The following is a 16,887-nucleotide window of genomic DNA, read 5'->3' on the forward strand; positions in this document are numbered from 1 at the left end:
CCCCTAACCCGTAAGTAGATAGGTTGTCCCACCACTCCTAGCGCATATACATCAGACCGACAGTAGCCGGTCCGCAGTGGCTGCCGATAACACAGCCGGCATTGATAACGGCGATTTCCTTAACGCTGGTCTGCTCGCGCAGCGCCTTCTCCAGGAACTTCGCGTCTTCTTCGGCCAGCGTATGGGCGATAATCAGCAGCTCCTGATCCATCTCGCTGACATTGGCAAGCGCGTTTTGCAGCATTTGCTCCACAGCCTTTTCCTTTTTGCCGCGGACTTTACTGACCGGCACGATGGCGCCGTCAATCAGCCGCAGAACGGGCCGGATCTTCAGCAGGCTGCCGATAAAATTTTGCATCCCTGAGCAGCGGCCGCCCATATATAAGTAATCAAGGGTATCAACGACAAATTCAGTCTCCACCCGGCTGCGGCACTGCTCCAGCATGGCGGTAATTTCTGCACTGCTATGGCCTTTGGCGGCTGCGCGGGCAGCCTTCATGACCAGCAGCGCGATCCCGCCGCATAAGGTCTCGGAATCAACGACGCTGACGCGTCCTTCCGGGAATTCGCCTGCAGCCAGCAGGGCATTCTGGTATGTAGAGGATAAGGCAGAAGACAGGCTGATATAGACTACATCTCCGCCGCTTGCGATAACCGGCTCAAAAGCTGCGATGAAGTCAGCCGGTGACGGGGCAGCCGTCTTCGGCAGAGCTCCGTTAGCCGCTACTCGGCGGTAAACTTCCTCGGGTGTAATGTCTACCCCGTCTTTGTATGTACCGTCCTGAAATACTACGTACAGCGGAACGATGCCGATATCATACGTTTGCTTCCAGCCTTGCGGCAAATCGGAAGTGCTGTCTGAAAAAATCTTTACATTAGACATTAAATTCTCCTTCACCGAATCTGAACTTCGGATCACAATTATAAGTTACAGAAATACCATATAATCTGTCTATTATACCAAGGCCATGCCGAATCTCAAAATAAAAATCACAGCCTGATAGAAAAAAGACCATCCGCAGGGGATGGTCTTCACTGTTTTAGGTTCTCGCAGCTTGGAAGAATACCGGTTATTTTTTGACAACCGGAATCCAAACCTCACAGACATAATCTTCGGCTGATGTATCTCCGGGAGGGTACAGCTCAATCTCCGGCCCGCCGGCATGCTGGTAGCCTGTTCCCGGAAACCATTCCTGATAGATCCGCTGCCAGACAGCCTGAAGCGTATGCGGCAATGGTCCTTTGGAAGTGAATACCGCCCAGCTGGCAGCAGGAACGACGCCTTTCTCGTAGCCATGCGGATCTGCAGCTTCATCCGCCTGGACCCCGACCCAATAGGACAGCAGATCCTTTTCCATGTCCATGCTCATGCAGATACCGAGCCATGCTTCCTCTGAAGCAAGTCCAATCAGCTCATCCGAGGTGCCGTCCTCGTTGCATTCGTTCCAAAACTCGGGAATTCTGCGGAAGTTCTCTCCGTCCTTGCAGGTAACCTGTATTGATTTGCCGATTACGTTAAAAGCCGGCTTATCCACAATTTTGTATTCCATTTCCTGATCTCCCTTCAATGATAGGTGGAAAGAGAGGCGGGGGAACGCTTTGAGCTGTACCCCGGGTTCACGCGCCGCCGAGGGAGTAAGCCCATGGGCCTTGCGGAACGCCTTGGCAAAGGATTCCGGTGAGTCATAGCCGTATTTCAGCGCTACATCCAGCACCCTGATCTTGGAGCTTGCAAGCTCCTGGGCAGCCAGTGTCAGCCTGCGCTTGCGGATATAGTCTGCCACCGTAAAGCCGGTCAGCATACTGAACATCCGCTGAAAATGAAACGGAGATACATGTGCGATCCCTGCCACATCCTCGATTCGCAGCGGTTCGGTCATCTTGCTCTCCATATAATCCATAGCTTCCTTCATCCGGATCAGCCATTCCAAGACGCTGTCATCTCCCTTTGAGTTCATCCTATCATGGTCAGAGGAACCAGTCCTGTTATTCTCTGCTCATTAATGACAGGTTTCTTTTCAAAGTATAACGTACTACAGGCACTTCTGTCAGTTTCCGAGCCGGTACACTCTGGCTTCATAAGGACGCAGGGTTTCCCGTTCGGCGGCAGCCGGCTCGTCCGGGTAATTGCCGATTAGCTTACCGCTTACAGCGGCAAGCTCTTCCGGTAGCTCTACGAGCTGTGGAATACCACTGAAATTAAGCAGCACCAGCCATTTTTCATTATCCAGTGTCCGGGTGTAAGCATAAATATATTCATGATCCGGCAGCAGGAGCTCATATTCGCCATAGGACATAATGAGGTGTTCCTTGCGCAGGGCGATCAGCTGCTGGTAGTAATAAAAAACGGAATCGGAGTCCGCTAAGGCCTGCTCTACATTGATATCCTTGTAATTCGGATTGACCTTGAGCCATGGTGTGCCTTCCGTAAAGCCGGCGTTTGCCGAGTCGTCCCACTGCATCGGAGTGCGGGCATTGTCACGGCCTTTGGCATGGATGGCATTCAGAATCGTATCGTGATCCGCGCCGCCCTCCGTAACCTTTTCCCGGTACATATTCAGAATTTCGATATCCTTATAGTCTTCCAGCACAGGGAACTTTACATTGGTCATACCGATTTCTTCGCCCTGGTAAATGTAAGGAGTCCCTTTTAGCGTATGCAGCAGGGTAGCCAGCATTTTGGCCGACTGGACGCGGTATTCACCGTCATGCCCAAAACGTGAGACCATACGCGGCTGGTCATGATTGTTCAGGTACAGGCTGTTCCAGCCCTGCTCAGCAAGCCCTACCTGCCATTTATGCAAAATAGAGCGCAGCCCCTTCAGACTCCACGGTGTAACCTCCCACTTGCCGCCGGGACCGGAATCAATGTCCATATGCTCAAACTGGAATACCATCTGCAGCTCTTTGCGGTCCTCGGCTGTATAGAGAATCGCATCCCCGACACTGGCTCCCGGGGTTTCCCCGACGGTCATCACATCGTATTTGGACAGCACCTCACGGTTCATCTCCTGCAGATACTCATGGACCCGCGGGCCGTTCATATAAAATTCGCCGCCCCCTGCAAGTCTGCCGGGCTCCAGATCGTCGCGCTTGACTGAAGGCAGGCCGTCTACCTTGGAGATCATGTTAATGACATCCATCCGCAGTCCGTCTACACCCTTGTCCAGCCAGAAGGTCATCATCTTGTAGAGCGCTTCGCGCAGCTTGGGGTTCTCCCAGTTCAGATCCGGCTGCTTGCGCGAGAACAGGTGCAGGTAATATTCACCTGTTGCTTCATCCAGCTCCCAGGCCGGACCGCTGAAGATCGAGCTCCAGTTGTTCGGCAACTCGCCATCCGGGCCGCCCGGGCGCCAGATATAATAATCCCGGTACGGATTATCCTTGGAGGAGCGGGACTCTACGAACCAGGCATGCTCATCCGAGGAATGGTTGATGACAAGGTCCATCATCAGCTTGATTCCGCGTTCATGCAGCCCGGCCAGCAGCTCTTCCCAATCCTGCAGCGTGCCGAACTCATCCATAATGTCCTCATAATCGCTGATGTCGTAACCGTTGTCGTCGTTCGGCGACTTATAGACCGGGGACAGCCAGACGACATCGACGCCGAGCTTCTTCAGGTAGTCCAGCCTGGATATGATCCCGCGCAGATCGCCGATGCCGTCTCCGTTGCTGTCCTGATAGCTCCGGGGATAGATCTGATAAACAACGGCTTCTTTCCAAAAAGCTCTGTTCATTGTAACGACTCCTTTTATATGCTTATTTGTGTACCCACATAAAAAGCCCCGTGGACCTAAGTCCCGGGGCCGCCAAAAATTATGCCGTTACCGAGGAACCTTCAGCAGTGACGCTGCTAAGCCCGTTCACAGTATATTCTTTGCCGTGAATCGTGAGTGCCGCCGGTACATCGGTCTCGTTGGTTACTGTTACCTGTGCATCGGTAACGTTAACCTTGAGCCGTGAGCCGCGGAACATGATTTTGAACGAATACGAGGTCCAGTGGCCCGGGTTGGACGGATTCAGAATCAGCCGGTCTGCCAGAACGCGCAGTCCGCCGAAGCCGTGTACAACCGACATCCAGGTGCCTGCCATACTTGTAGTGTGGCAGCCGTCTTCCGTATCGTTGTTGTAGTTGTCGAGATCAAGTCGGGAAGTACGCAGGTACATCTCATAGGCTTTTTCCTTGTAGCCCAGCTCGCAGGCCAGAATGGCATGGATGCAAGGGGACAGGGAGGACTCATGAACGGTGATCGGCTCGTAGAAGTCGAAATTCCGTTTTTTCGTATCCAGATCATAGCGGTCACCCAGGAAATACAGCCCTTGCAGGACGTCGGCCTGCTTGATGTAGCAGGAGCGCAGGATGCGGTCCCAGGACCATTTCTGGTTGAGCGGCAGATTCTCCGGAGCCACTTCCTTCACCGGAATAATTTCCTTATCAAGGAAGCCGTCCTGCTGCAGGAAGATACCGAGCTCCTCATCGGATGGATAGTACATTTTGCCGATAATTTCATTCCACTTGGCCGTTTCGCTGTCCAGCAGCTCCAGCTTATCAGCCAGCTCTGCGTAACGGGCAGCTTCGTTCTCCTGCAGGTACTTCAGTGCTTCGAGCGTATATTCCATCGTCCAGGCAGCAATCCGGTTGGTGTACCAGTTGTTGTTGACATTGTTCTCGTATTCGTTCGGGCCGGTAACGCCCAGCATGACATACTGATCCTTGCGCGGCACATAATGCACGCGTTCCTCCCAGAAGCGGGAGATTTCCACCAGCACCTCAAGACCGTATTGGCCCAGGTATGCCTTGTCGCCGGTGTAGTTCACATAGTTGTAAATGGCGTGAGCGATTGCGCCGTTGCGGTGGATCTCTTCAAACGTAATTTCCCACTCGTTGTGGCATTCCTCACCGTTCATGGTCACCATCGGGTAGAGTGCACCTTTTTTGAAGCCGAGCTTGCGCGCGTTTTCCTTAGCCTTCTCCAGATGCTTGTAGCGGTAGATCAGCAGGTTGCGCGAAATGCCGGAATCCGCAGTACTCAGGTAGAACGGCACGCAATACGCTTCAGTGTCCCAGTAGGTGCTGCCGCCGTATTTTTCACCCGTAAAGCCCTTAGGCCCGATGTTCAGACGGTCATCTTCTCCGGTATAGGTCTGATTCAGCTGGAAAATATTGAAGCGGATCGCCTGCTGCGCCGACACGTCGCCTTCAATAATAATGTCGCTTTCCTTCCATTTGTCGCCCCAGGCTGCAGCCTGCTCGTTCAGCAGGGTAACAAAGCCGGCTTCGCGGGCACCATTCAATGCGCTGTGGGCGGCTTCAACAAGCTGGCCCAGGCCGTAATTGCGGGAGGTTACATTGGCGGCATACTTATAAATAACCACTTGGTCGCCGGACTGCACAGAAAGCGCCACTTTGCTGCCCACATATTTCTCCTGCTCAAGCGCTTCAGCTTCGGCAGTAACCTTTTCACCGTTAACCACAATGTCAAAAGCGAAGGCCGAAGTCACATGGAAGTCCAGCTTTTTCGTTTTGAGTGTCAGATAGCCGCCTTCTGTACCGCTGTGCTTCTCCACTTCATTCCAGAATTTCTCGTCATAGTTGGAGTCCTTGTTCTTGATGTCCCCGTCGAGGTAAGGAGTAACAGTAAGCGTACCGGCAAAATTCAGCGGTGTAACCGAGTAACGGATCGCGCCGATCTCATGACGGGCCATGCTGACAATGCGGATGCTCTCCACCTGTACCTGCTTGCCGTCTTCAAGCTCAGCCGTGAAGCTGCGGAACAGTGTGCCTTCCTTCATATTAAGTACACGGCGGAACTGGGTCACGGTGCAGGCTGCCAGATCGAGCGGTGTACCATCGATATCAATGTTGATGCCGATCCAGTTGGTGCTGTTCAGTACCTTGGCAAAATACTCCGGATAGCCGTTTTTCCACCAGCCGACCCGGGTTTTATCCGGATAGTAGACGCCTGCCATGTAGCTGCCCTGCAGGCTGTGGCCGCTGTACTGCTCTTCAAAGTTGGCTCTGCCGCCCATGTAGCCGTTACCGATGCTGAAGATACTCTCGGAAATTTCCTGGGTGTGCGGATCAAAGGATTCTTCAATGATGGACCATTCATCAATTTTGAGATATTGTTTCATTGTTTTTGGGCTCCTTTTAAATGAGGGATGATATAAATGGAACTATTGGTTCGACATTACGGTCACGTGGGGAACCGCTCCGAATGTAAAAGGATGTTACGATCGCTGTTGTCCCCGGATGCTCAGATTGAAGTTATAAGGTAAGCATCCGGGGACAGCATAGGCTTTCGAAGAGAACTTTCCTGCGGAAAGCTTTCAGGCGAACGCTGGCGCTTCTTCACATTCCTTTTACCTTCTCCGCTAATCACGTGTCTTCAGATCTCTCACAGATAGTTCTTTTATAAGTAGTAGGGCAGTAACAGACGCATTTCGCAATTACCGGTTAATATTCATCAAACCGCTGCAAACCATTCTCCCAGCTTGGATACGCTGACCTGGGCGAGCGAAGGGACGACGAAATCTGCTTCGGCCAGGGTTTCCGGTGAGCCGATGCCGATGCTGCGCATGCCGGCGCGGGTTGCGGCCAGGATTCCGGCTTCGGCATCCTCGAATACGACGCAATGCTCAGGGGCAATGCCTACCGCCTGTGCGCCCAGCAGGAAGACCTCAGGATCAGGCTTGGCGGCGCTGGTGTGTGTCCCGTCGATGATGGCATCGAAGTAAGGAGTCAGGCCGGTGTTGTTCAGGATGGCCATCGCATTTTTGCTGGCAGACCCTAAGGCGACCTTGATCCCGGCTTCGCGGCATTCCTGCAGGAAGGAGAGGGCGCCCGGCAGAATCTCGGAGCTGTCCATCTTGGAGATGTATTCGACATAGCGGTTGTTTTTCTGCTCGGCAAAGCGCGCTTTGTCCTCTTCACTGAATGTAAGTCCGCCGATCTCCAGCAGAATATTCAGCGAGGCCGCCCGGCTGACACCCTTGAGCCGCTCGTTGTCCTGTTCGGTGAATACGAAGCCGAGCTGCTCGGCGAGCTCTCTCCAGGCAATAAAGTGATATTTGGCGGTGTCCACGAGAACGCCGTCCAAATCGAACAGGCAGGCTTTGATTTCTGACATGTTGAACCTCCTAAAAGTTTTGTGAGCTGCGCTTCCTGAAATCCTTCGTACAAAACTCACTTCGGAAGCATGGACTAAGTTTTGTGAGCTGCGCTTCCTGAAATCCTTCGTACAAAACTTGCTTCGGAAGCATGCTGAGTATTGTTAGCGCTTGCTTCCCGTCGTTTCTGTGTATAGAACTAGATTCGGTATGAGGGTTCCGGTTTTGAATAGCTGTAACCGAAATTTAGCGCAAACGTTTGTACAATATTCGAAAAAATAAATGAAGCATCGGACTGCTTCATTTATTTTTGAATCCTGGGTCATTTCTTGCCTGGGGCATACATGGATGACTCTCTCACGATCAGACGGTGAGGAATGACGAAACGGTTCGTATATCCGGGATCATTGTCAGGCTTCTGGATGGTCTGGATAAGCACCTGGGAAGCCGTATATCCGAGATGATAAATACCGATGTCAATACTGCTGATTGGCGGGCTGGACAATTCCGAGAGCGGGATGTTGTTAAAGCTGACAATCGCCAGATCCTCGGGAACCTTGTATTTCAGCTCATTCAGTCCGCGCAGTACGCCGAAAGAGACCATATCATCGACCGCGACCAGTGCTGTCGGCCGGTTCGGGAGATTCATAAAGAATGACATCGCCCGGTAGCCGCTGTCCTGCAGAAACTCGCCTTCTACAATCCATTCAGGCCGCATCTCGAGACCGCTGTTCTGCATAGCCTTGCGGTATCCTTCGAGACGGTCGCGCGAAACGATCAGATTGGGTGGTCCGCTGACAAAGCCGATACGCTCATGACCCATTGAAATCAGATGATTCGTGGCGTCAAAGGCTGCCATGACATTGTCGTTATCCACGGATAATATATCCTCATAGCGGTCGCTTCGTCCAACGAGGACGAACGGATATCCGCCGGATTCGAGAAAATCAATAACCGCATCATCCTTACGTGAGTACAGCAGAATAACGCCGTCAACACGGCGTCCCTTGAGCAGGCGGGAAACAGCTTCAAGCTCTTCCTTCTCGTTGGCTCCGGAGCTGATCAGTACATCATAGCCTGAACGGCTTGACTGGGTGACAATCCCTCGGATCAATTCCATAAAGAACAGATTGGAGAAAAGCTCCTCGGCCGGCTTCGGCAGGATGATGCAAATGCTGTTGGTTGTTTTCGAAACCAGGCTCTTTGCCATCATGTTCGGAGTATAGCCCATTTCCTCCATGATCGTTTTCACTTTACGGGAAGTTTCTAGGCTGATTCTGGGATGGCCTGACAACACCCGGGATACCGTGGAGGGAGAAACTCCCGCTTTCTTAGCCACATCCTTGATGGTAACTGTCATAGAAACCTCCTTCATGGAACCGTTTGCTTTACACAGTAATATTAATCGAAGTGCTGATAATTGTAAATAGAGAAAGTCCTGCAGCAGGCTGTTTTGCTGCCTTTTTGGAATAATATCCACGATTCGCGGCCCGATTTTGCATGTTTTTACAGCGGGATCAGACAAACTCGGGCAGGGTTGGGCTTTCAGCGGCGTAGTTGGCTATCTTGGCGTCAAATACGGAATATAGAAGTGTGCAAACGGTTTTCATTGAGAAAACCGGTTTCCTTATTGGTTTTTTGCAGAGAGGTTTGTGCAATTATGTGCAACTGTCTGAAAATATTTTCAGTGAGCTTCCTGTATTATTGTTCCTGAAAAATAAAGAATTACAGTTGACAACGCTTTAAAACGAGGATTAATATGGTAAACAGAACTTAAAAGCGCTTACAAGTGTGTTTGTCATGCAGGAGTAACCCTAAAGTCTGTTTTTTGATGGCGGCAGCGTCCTTTGCTTACTTTTGCAAACGTTTGCGCTAGTGTTCGTGGATTTGGAAGAAGCACTACATTCAACATTCATTATGAGAAGGAGGGAACAGGCTTAAGAGGGTCTGAGCAGCCACGGCGGAAAGTGAACCCATTCACGGCATGATGCAATCCCGCGGACCGCGGAGCAAATCTCACATTTAGGGGGGCTTTTTGGAATGAAACTGGCTTCATGGAGCAAAAAAATGTTCGCCATCAGTATGATTGTCGTTCTGGTGTGCTCCTATTTTAGTTTTCCGGCATCTACGGTACAGGCTGCAGCAACCAGGGCAGTTCTGGTCGGCAGCCTTCAGTCGGAGCTGTCTGCGGAAACCAATCAGACGGCGGACTGGAATCCGGATACGACAGTTACTGAAATGACGTATATGAACAACGGCACTTATATGTTCACAGGAACACTGCCGGCGGGCACTTATGAATATAAGGTTGCGCTAAACGGCACATGGGATGAAAGCTACGGATACAGCAGCTATACCAATCCCCAGGGCGTAAACAAAGACGGCAATATTGTGCTTACGCTCGCAGCCGAGACGTCGGTGACTTTTTATTACAATGATATTACGAAGAAAATTGCCGACTCCACGTACTACACACTACTTCCCCAGGATAAACTGCCAAGACTTACAGGCTCCCTGCAGACTGAGCTGGGTGATGCGAAAGACCATTCTGCGGCAGATGCCCGCACCTTACTGACAGACACTAATTTTGACAGCGTTTACGAGCATACGGCAAATCTGCCTAAGGGCGATTATGCATATCAGATTTTTGTACCGGGAGCCTCTGCAGAGGGGGATAAATATTATCCTGCAGCTGAGCAGAGCCTTGATCTGCCGGCCGATCTGCCGGTTACGTTCCGTTATAATGCTCAGACACATGATGTGAGCGCCAAGTTTACAGCTCCTATCAATCCTGGCACTGTAACTCCTGTTCCCGAAGGAAATATGCGGATTCACTACAACCGTCCGGCGGGCGATTATGCCGATCAGGGCCTGTGGCTGTGGGATGATGTAGCTGCCGCCTCGTCCGGCTGGCCATCCGGAGCGACTGCTTTTCCTGAAGGACAGCAGGACTCCTACGGGGCTTATGTGGATATTCCGTTAAAAGAAGGCGCGAAAAAAATCTCCTTCCTTATCGTTAACCGTACCAATGAGACTAAGGACAGCGGGGATAAAACCTTCCTGATCAACACTCCGCAAACCAATGAAATCTGGATCAAGCAGGGCAGCAATGAAGTAACGCCTTACGAGCCGGCGACACTGCCAGCGAATACGGTCCGGATTCATTACATCAGAGCGGATCACAAACAGAGCGAATTCGGTTTATGGACCTGGGAGGACGTAGCACAGGCTCCGGCTAAATGGCCGACAGATGCTGTTATGTTCCCGGCTGAGAATACAGACCGTTTCGGTGCTTATGTAGATATTCCGCTGAAAGAGAATGCCAGAAAGCTGGGCTTCCTTGTCGTTAACCCGTCAAATGAAGCAAAGGACGGCGGAGATAAAGCGTTCAGCCTGCTTGACCGCTACAATCAGCTGTGGATCAAAGAAGGCGACAATACAGTGTATGTCTCCCCGTTCGGCGAGCAGCCTATAGGGCTGGTATCGGCCGAAGTGCTATCCAGCAGCAAGCTGCTGCTCGGATTTACACTTACTGACGGACTTGATGCTGCAGCGCTGAAGAGCGCGATCACTGTAAAAGACAAAGATGGCGCTGCCATTGCCGTGTCAGCAGTGAGAATTACCGGCACATCTTCTGTCGAAGTGGATACGGCCGCTTTTGACCTGGAGAAAGCACCGCTGAGTGTCACCTATTCAGGCAAAACAGTGTCCGCGTCCAGCGGCTGGAGAATGCTTGATGAAATGTACAATTACACTGGCGATGACCTGGGTGCAACCTATCACGCCGCAGATAAATCGGCAACGCTGAAGCTGTGGGCCCCTGTGGCCAGCTCGGTTACAGTCAATGTATACAGCAAAACGGATGCTTCCAAGCAAGTCGGACATGTAAGCCTGACCAGGGGCGAGCAGGGCGTATGGTCTGCCGAGCTTACACCGGCCGATATCACTGGAGTGAGCGGGGAAAAGGATGTCCGCGGCTATTACTACCAGTATGAAGTAACCAACCACGGCGTTACGAAGCCAGTGCTTGATCCATACGCCAAATCAATGGCTGTATTCACTGTTGACACAACCGGTGCTGCCGGTCCGGACGGGGATACTGTGGGCAAAGCGGCAATCGTAGATTTGAGCAAAACCTATCCTGCGGAGGTTCATCCGGCAGATATCGAGGGCTACGAAAAACGCGAGGATGCCGTTATTTACGAAGTCCATATCCGTGACTTTACCTCCGATGTCTCTATTGAGAGCAGTCTGGGCGGCGAACGCTGGGGCTCTTATGATGCTTTTGCCAAAAAACTTGATTACATCAAGTCGATGGGTGTTACCCACATTCAGCTTCTCCCGGTGATGGCCTGGTATTACGGGGATGAAACGAAGATGGGTGAAAGGGAAACAGCCTATTCTGCACAAAATAACGAGTACAACTGGGGTTATGATCCGCACAGCTACTTCTCCCCGGATGGTGCCTATTCAGAGAATCCTGCTGATCCCGAAGCACGGATCAAAGAGCTGAAGGGCCTGATCGATGCGGTGCATGAAGCCGGAATGGGTGTCATTCTGGACGTTGTCTATACTCACATGGCCAAAAAAGATTTTCTGGACGACATTGTGCCTAATTACTACGCGTTCCAGGATGCAGGCGGCAACTTTATCGGCGGCTTTGGCAATAATCTGGCCACCAATCATAAAATGGCCGAGAAGCTGATGGTGGATTCCGTCAAATACTGGTTCAGCGAGTACAAGATTGACGGCATGCGCTGGGATATGATGGGCGATGCCACACAGGATGCGGTGCAGGCGGCCTATGATGCAGCCCAGGCGATCAATCCGCAGGCATTATTTATCGGTGAAGGCTGGATTACGTTTGGCGGTGCAGCTTCTGACCCGTCACTTGCCGGCCAGGGTGCTGACCAGCTGTGGATGAATAAGACGGACAGCGTCGGCGTCTTCTCCGACGAGTTCCGCAACGAGCTGAAATCAGGCTACGGGTCGGAAGGAGAGCCGAGATTTATTACAGGCGGAGCGCGTTCCATTTCGACCATTCTGAATAATATCAAGGCACAGCCGTCTAATATTCCGGCGGATGATCCGGGTGATGTGGTGCCTTATATCGAGGCCCATGACAATTTGACCCTGCATGATGTTATTGCCCAGTCTATTAAAAAAGATCCGGCGATCCCGGCTAACGAGCTGGAAATCCAGCAGCGGATTCGTCTCGGCAACACGCTGGAGCTGACTTCACAGGGAACGGCCTTTATGCAGGCCGGCCAGGAATACGGGCGAACCAAGCAATGGCTGGGTACAGGCGTACCTGAACAGAAATACACCGAGATGAAGGATGAGAACGGCCAGTCCTTTGGCTATTTTATTCATGATTCCTATGATTCCTCCGATGCAGTCAACATGTTTGACTGGTCTAAAGTAACGGACGAAGTGAAATATCCGGTACAGAACACAACAAAGGATTACACAGCGGGTCTGATCCAGCTCAGAAAGTCCTCGGACGCGTTCCGTCTGGGTGACAAAAGTCTGGTGGATTCCAATGTTACGCTGATCCAGGCACCGGAAATGAAGGCAACGGATCTCGTGATCGGCTACAAAAATAAAGCAACAGACGGCACAGGCAACTACTATGTGTTCGTTAACGCAGACGATGAAGTCAGAACACTTTCGCTGTCGGAAGATCTGACTAAAGGTACTGTTCTTGCTGATGATGATCAGGCAGGAGTGACGGCTATTCCGGCCGGAGAGCAAAGCGGGTTTACGCTTACCGGCACGTCGATCCAGCTCCAGCCGCTTACTGCAGTAATCATCCGTATGGATGCAGCGGCAGCGGTCTTTACTTCAGTAGAGACAGACAGCGCAGCATATTCACTGCAGACGGGCACAAGCCATCAGACAGCTGCCTATGCCAAATATGACGACGGAAGCAAACGTAATATTACCAAAACCTCCGTCTATACTTCTGACAAACCTGAAGTGGCCAGCGTGTCGGCCCAGGGTGTTGTGACCGGGATTAAAGCCGGAACAGCCCATATTACGGTTACTTACGGCGGAAAATCCGCTGTTGTAACGGTTAAGGTAGTCACAGAAGCTGTAGACACCAAACGTTATGTTGAATTTACGTATGTGCGTGCAGACAAGGATTATACGGACTGGAATATCTGGGTCTGGAATACAGGCGCCAAGAACGACCAGATTGACTTTACCACCTTCAAGGACGGCAAGGCCAGTGTGCTGATTGAGGTTGCCCCGAATGCGACCAGTGTAGGCTTTGTTCTGCGCAAGGGCACTGACTGGAATACCGGCAAGCAGGATTATCCGGATGACCGGGTCATTCCGCTGACGGCAGGCGAGAGCTACACCAAGGTCATTGTCACCAGTATGGTGAAGGAGCTGGATATCAAGCCGTTTATCAGCGGTCCGGTGATGAAGGACGGAACAATCACCTTCATGTATCGTGATGATGCGCTGTTCCGCAGCGGCAATCAGCAGGATATTGAGGCCGTTGCTGTAAAAGTAAATGGTTCCGAATATCCGATGACTTACGACGCTGTGAATGAGTGGTTCAGCTATGAGCTGACAGGTGCCGAGGCCGGCACATACAAATACACCTTCCTGGTCACAAAGGACGGGGTAACCGAGGAGCTGGCTGATCCGAAAAATATGGCCGGCGGAGAATCCTCAGTAACCTACCACAAACCGGAGGTTAAAATTACTGCAGCAGCAGCACCGCAAGCGGTGAGCTCGAATGAAAATGCGGTCATTGCCCTTACCGCGGCTTCAGCAGAGAAAGTCTCCTATAAAGACGGCTATATGGATCTGACCGCACTTGGCGGACCGGCTAAAGTTCAGCTCGATACCGGTCTGATGAAGCAGACGGTTGCGGTAAAAGATACCGTGGCAGCGGGAATCAAAACCATTCCGCTTACACTGGTTGACGAGTACGGCAATACGCATAAAGGCTCGGCAACGCTGGAAGTCAAAGCCAGAACCTACAGCGGCGATAAGCTTGATTTTGACTGGGATGAGGCGCGGATTTATTTTGCGCTGACTGACCGGTTTGCAGACGGCGACCCGACGAATAATGAGAATGTGGATAAAAGCCATCTGGAAGCCTATCACGGCGGGGATTTCCGGGGGATGATCGAGCATCTCGATTATCTTAAGGAGCTCGGCATCAATACGCTGTGGATTACGCCGGTTGTCGATAACATCGACTTTAACAAAGGTGTCGGCTTCGGCGGTATCCAGTACGGCTACCACGGCTACTGGGCCAAGGATTTCACCCAGCTGGATGAGCATCTGGGCGACATGGACACCTTCAAGGAACTGATCGAGAAGGCGCATGACAGAGGCATCAAAATTATGGTCGACGTTGTCCTTAACCATGCAGGCTATGGCCTGAAATCGAGCGACAATGAAGAAGGAGTAACAGCTGAAGATAAGGCACGCTTCGACGGCATGCTCCGTACGGACGGCGTATCTTCGGATACCGATCCGGTTAAAGGTGAGCTGGCCGGACTGCCGGACTTCAAAACCGAAGATCCTGCGGTGCGTCAGCAGATTATTGACTGGCAGACCGGCTGGCTTGACAATGCCCGGACTGACCGCGGGGATACAATCGATTATTTCCGTGTGGACACAGTCAAGCATGTGGAGAGCACAACCTGGAAGGCATTTAAAAATGCACTGACTGCGATTGATCCTGAATTCAAGCTGGTTGGCGAATATTTCGGCGGCACGATTGACAGCGACGGCGGCAATCTGCAGTCCGGCCAGATGGACAGTCTGCTTGATTTCGGATTTAAGGGCGCAGCCAAAAATTTCACGGACGGCAAAATCAGCGAAGTGGATGCTTATCTGCAGGACCGTGAAGCCAAGCTGGACAATACGAAGACTATGGCACAGTTCCTGAGCAGCCATGACGAAAATGGCTTCCTTTCGGATTATGTGGGCGGCGATAAAGGCAAGCTGATGATCGCAGCCGCGCTGCAGATTACGGCAAAAGGCCAGCCGGTAATCTATTACGGCGAAGAGCTCGGCCGTTCCGGCAGCAATGCCGGCGATATGTCGCAAGGACAGTTCAGCGAGAACCGCAGCGATATGCCGTGGGATCAGCTGACTGCGGAGCAAGGGCTGCACGACCATTACCAGAAGCTGCTGAATATCCGTGCCAAGTACTCCAAGGTGTACTCCAAGGGGACCCGCACAACGCTGGCAGGCTCGGATGAGCTGGGATACCTGGCGTTTAACAAGCAGTATGGCAATGAAAATGTTGTAACAGTAATCAATACCAAAGCTGAGGCAGTATCTGTAAGCATTCCTGTGCCGTTTGCCGCAGAAACAAAGGTAACAGATGAATACAGCGGCAAGACGTATACAGTATCTTCTGACCGGAAAGTAGCGTTTGAGCTGCCGGGCAGAGCTGACGGAGGTACCGTTATTCTGGCAGCGGCGCTTGTATCCGTGCCGGGCTCAAATCCGTCTACAGGTACACCGGTTACTCCGGCTGCACAGAATACCCATACCATCAGTGCAGACAGTCTGAAGAATGCCAAGGACGGCAAAGTAGTCCTGGAAATTCCTTCAGCAGCAACATCTGTCCTGCTGCCTGTTCAGGCTGCAGCAGCGCTGGGCACGAACGCTCTTGAGCTGCAGATGGGCGGATTAAGTGTGAATCTGCCTAATGCAGTATTGCTACAGCTCCAGAAATCTCTCAGCGGAGCAGATGCGGAGGGTGCACAAATTCAGTTTAGTGTAAATCCGCTGCAGGATAGTGCGGCAAGCGCTCTGGTGAACGGGCTGAGCAACGCCTTTACCCAAGTTAGCGCAGCATCGAAGATTTATGATTTCTCACTGTCGGTAGTGAAGAAGGACGGCACAAGCACGCCGGCAGGCACTTTCACAGCACCGGTTGAGTTAACCTTTGCTATCAGCGGCAATGCGGATAAAGATCTCACAGGCGTGTTCTATGTAGGTGAGAACAACAGTCTGGAGTATGTCCGCAGCACGGTTAGCGGTGACCGGATTACAGCACAGGTAACGCATTTCAGCAAATATGCGGCACTTGAGCTGAACAAGTCGTTTGCAGATGTACCTGCTTCGCACTGGGCTTCTCAGGCCGTGAAGTCATTGAGCGCCAAGCAGATTGTAACAGGTGTGTCTGCTTCAGCATTTAACCCCGGGGCGAATGTTACACGTGCAGAATTTACTGCACTGCTGATCCGTGCACTGGGAATCGAAGCAGCAGGCCAGACCACATTCAGCGATGTACAGGCGGATGCCTGGTACGCCCCTTATGTGGCTGCTGCAGTCAGCCAGGGCATTGTTTCCGGACGCAGCTCCGCGCTCTTTGCGCCGAATGCGGCGATCAGCCGTGAAGAGATGGCGGCTATGGTCATCCGTGCGCTTGAAGTGAAGCAGGGGCAGAAGGTAAGCCAGAGCTCTTCTTCCGCAGGCTTTGCAGATGCAGCCAGCATCAGCCCATGGGCAGCGGTGTATGTGAATACAGCCGCCGGTCTTGGACTGGTGCAGGGCAGAGATGGCAACCAGTTTGCGCCTAAAGCCAATATGACCCGCGCAGAAAGCGCCCAGGTTATCTTCAAATTGCTGGCTAAGTAGCATTTATAGCCAAGTTACAAAAAGCAGCGATCCCCATGTACCGGGGACCGCTGCTTTGCGTTGTATGAATTAGTTTGGATGAGAAAGGACTTGATTAGAGGGATCTGAATAATAGTAGCTGTTTATGAGGGTCTGCAGAAGCTGTGGATAATA

At 51.9% G+C, this 16,887-nt stretch carries 7 protein-coding genes; 1 reads left to right on the top strand and 6 read right to left on the bottom strand.

The features are described from left to right. Positions 1–37 precede the first annotated feature (37 nt). From AC4G46_RS09670 to AC4G46_RS09695, 6 genes are all read right to left on the bottom strand, one after another. Positions 38–883 carry a DegV family protein gene (locus tag AC4G46_RS09670; protein ID WP_491127742.1) on the bottom strand — a complete coding sequence of 282 codons (846 nt, stop codon included), beginning with the start codon at positions 881–883 and terminating at the stop codon, positions 38–40. Between the two features lie 187 nt (positions 884–1,070). Then, positions 1,071–1,958, bottom strand: coding sequence for an AraC family transcriptional regulator (locus AC4G46_RS09675; protein ID WP_491127743.1), 888 nt, complete (start codon positions 1,956–1,958; stop codon positions 1,071–1,073). A 90-nt stretch (positions 1,959–2,048) separates the two neighbouring features. Continuing rightward, complete coding sequence (locus tag AC4G46_RS09680) at positions 2,049–3,737, bottom strand: glycoside hydrolase family 13 protein (protein WP_491127744.1); 1,689 nt, start codon at positions 3,735–3,737, stop codon at positions 2,049–2,051. A 79-nt stretch (positions 3,738–3,816) separates the two neighbouring features. Beyond that, positions 3,817–6,135, bottom strand: a complete 2,319-nt coding sequence (locus AC4G46_RS09685) for a glycoside hydrolase family 65 protein (RefSeq protein ID WP_491127745.1) — start codon at positions 6,133–6,135, stop codon at positions 3,817–3,819. Between the two features lie 332 nt (positions 6,136–6,467). Continuing rightward, the gene (pgmB, locus tag AC4G46_RS09690) at positions 6,468–7,130 is read right to left on the bottom strand and encodes a beta-phosphoglucomutase (protein ID WP_491127746.1); all 663 of its coding nucleotides are present in this window, start codon (positions 7,128–7,130) and stop codon (positions 6,468–6,470) included. Positions 7,131–7,432: 302 nt separating this feature from the next. Beyond that, positions 7,433–8,470, bottom strand: coding sequence for a LacI family DNA-binding transcriptional regulator (locus tag AC4G46_RS09695; protein WP_221802690.1), 1,038 nt, complete (start codon positions 8,468–8,470; stop codon positions 7,433–7,435). Between the two features lie 680 nt (positions 8,471–9,150). Between AC4G46_RS09695 and AC4G46_RS09700 the strand changes: the two genes are divergently transcribed. Then, positions 9,151–16,734: a pullulanase gene (locus tag AC4G46_RS09700; RefSeq protein ID WP_491127747.1), complete on the top strand. Its 7,584-nt coding sequence runs from the start codon at positions 9,151–9,153 to the stop codon at positions 16,732–16,734. Positions 16,735–16,887: the final 153 nt, after the last annotated feature.

This window comes from Paenibacillus sp. fava2 (assembly GCF_058313675.1).

Excerpts from the sequence above, each read along its gene's own strand:
- AC4G46_RS09670 (WP_491127742.1), bottom strand. The coding sequence starts at position 883 with ATGTCTAATGTAAAGATTTTTTCAGACAGCACTTCCGATTTGCCGCAA.
- AC4G46_RS09675 (WP_491127743.1), bottom strand. The coding sequence starts at position 1,958 with ATGAACTCAAAGGGAGATGACAGCGTCTTGGAATGGCTGATCCGGATG.
- AC4G46_RS09680 (WP_491127744.1), bottom strand. The coding sequence starts at position 3,737 with ATGAACAGAGCTTTTTGGAAAGAAGCCGTTGTTTATCAGATCTATCCC.
- AC4G46_RS09685 (WP_491127745.1), bottom strand. The coding sequence starts at position 6,135 with ATGAAACAATATCTCAAAATTGATGAATGGTCCATCATTGAAGAATCC.
- pgmB (WP_491127746.1), bottom strand. The coding sequence starts at position 7,130 with ATGTCAGAAATCAAAGCCTGCCTGTTCGATTTGGACGGCGTTCTCGTG.
- AC4G46_RS09695 (WP_221802690.1), bottom strand. The coding sequence starts at position 8,470 with ATGACAGTTACCATCAAGGATGTGGCTAAGAAAGCGGGAGTTTCTCCC.
- AC4G46_RS09700 (WP_491127747.1), top strand. The coding sequence starts at position 9,151 with ATGAAACTGGCTTCATGGAGCAAAAAAATGTTCGCCATCAGTATGATT.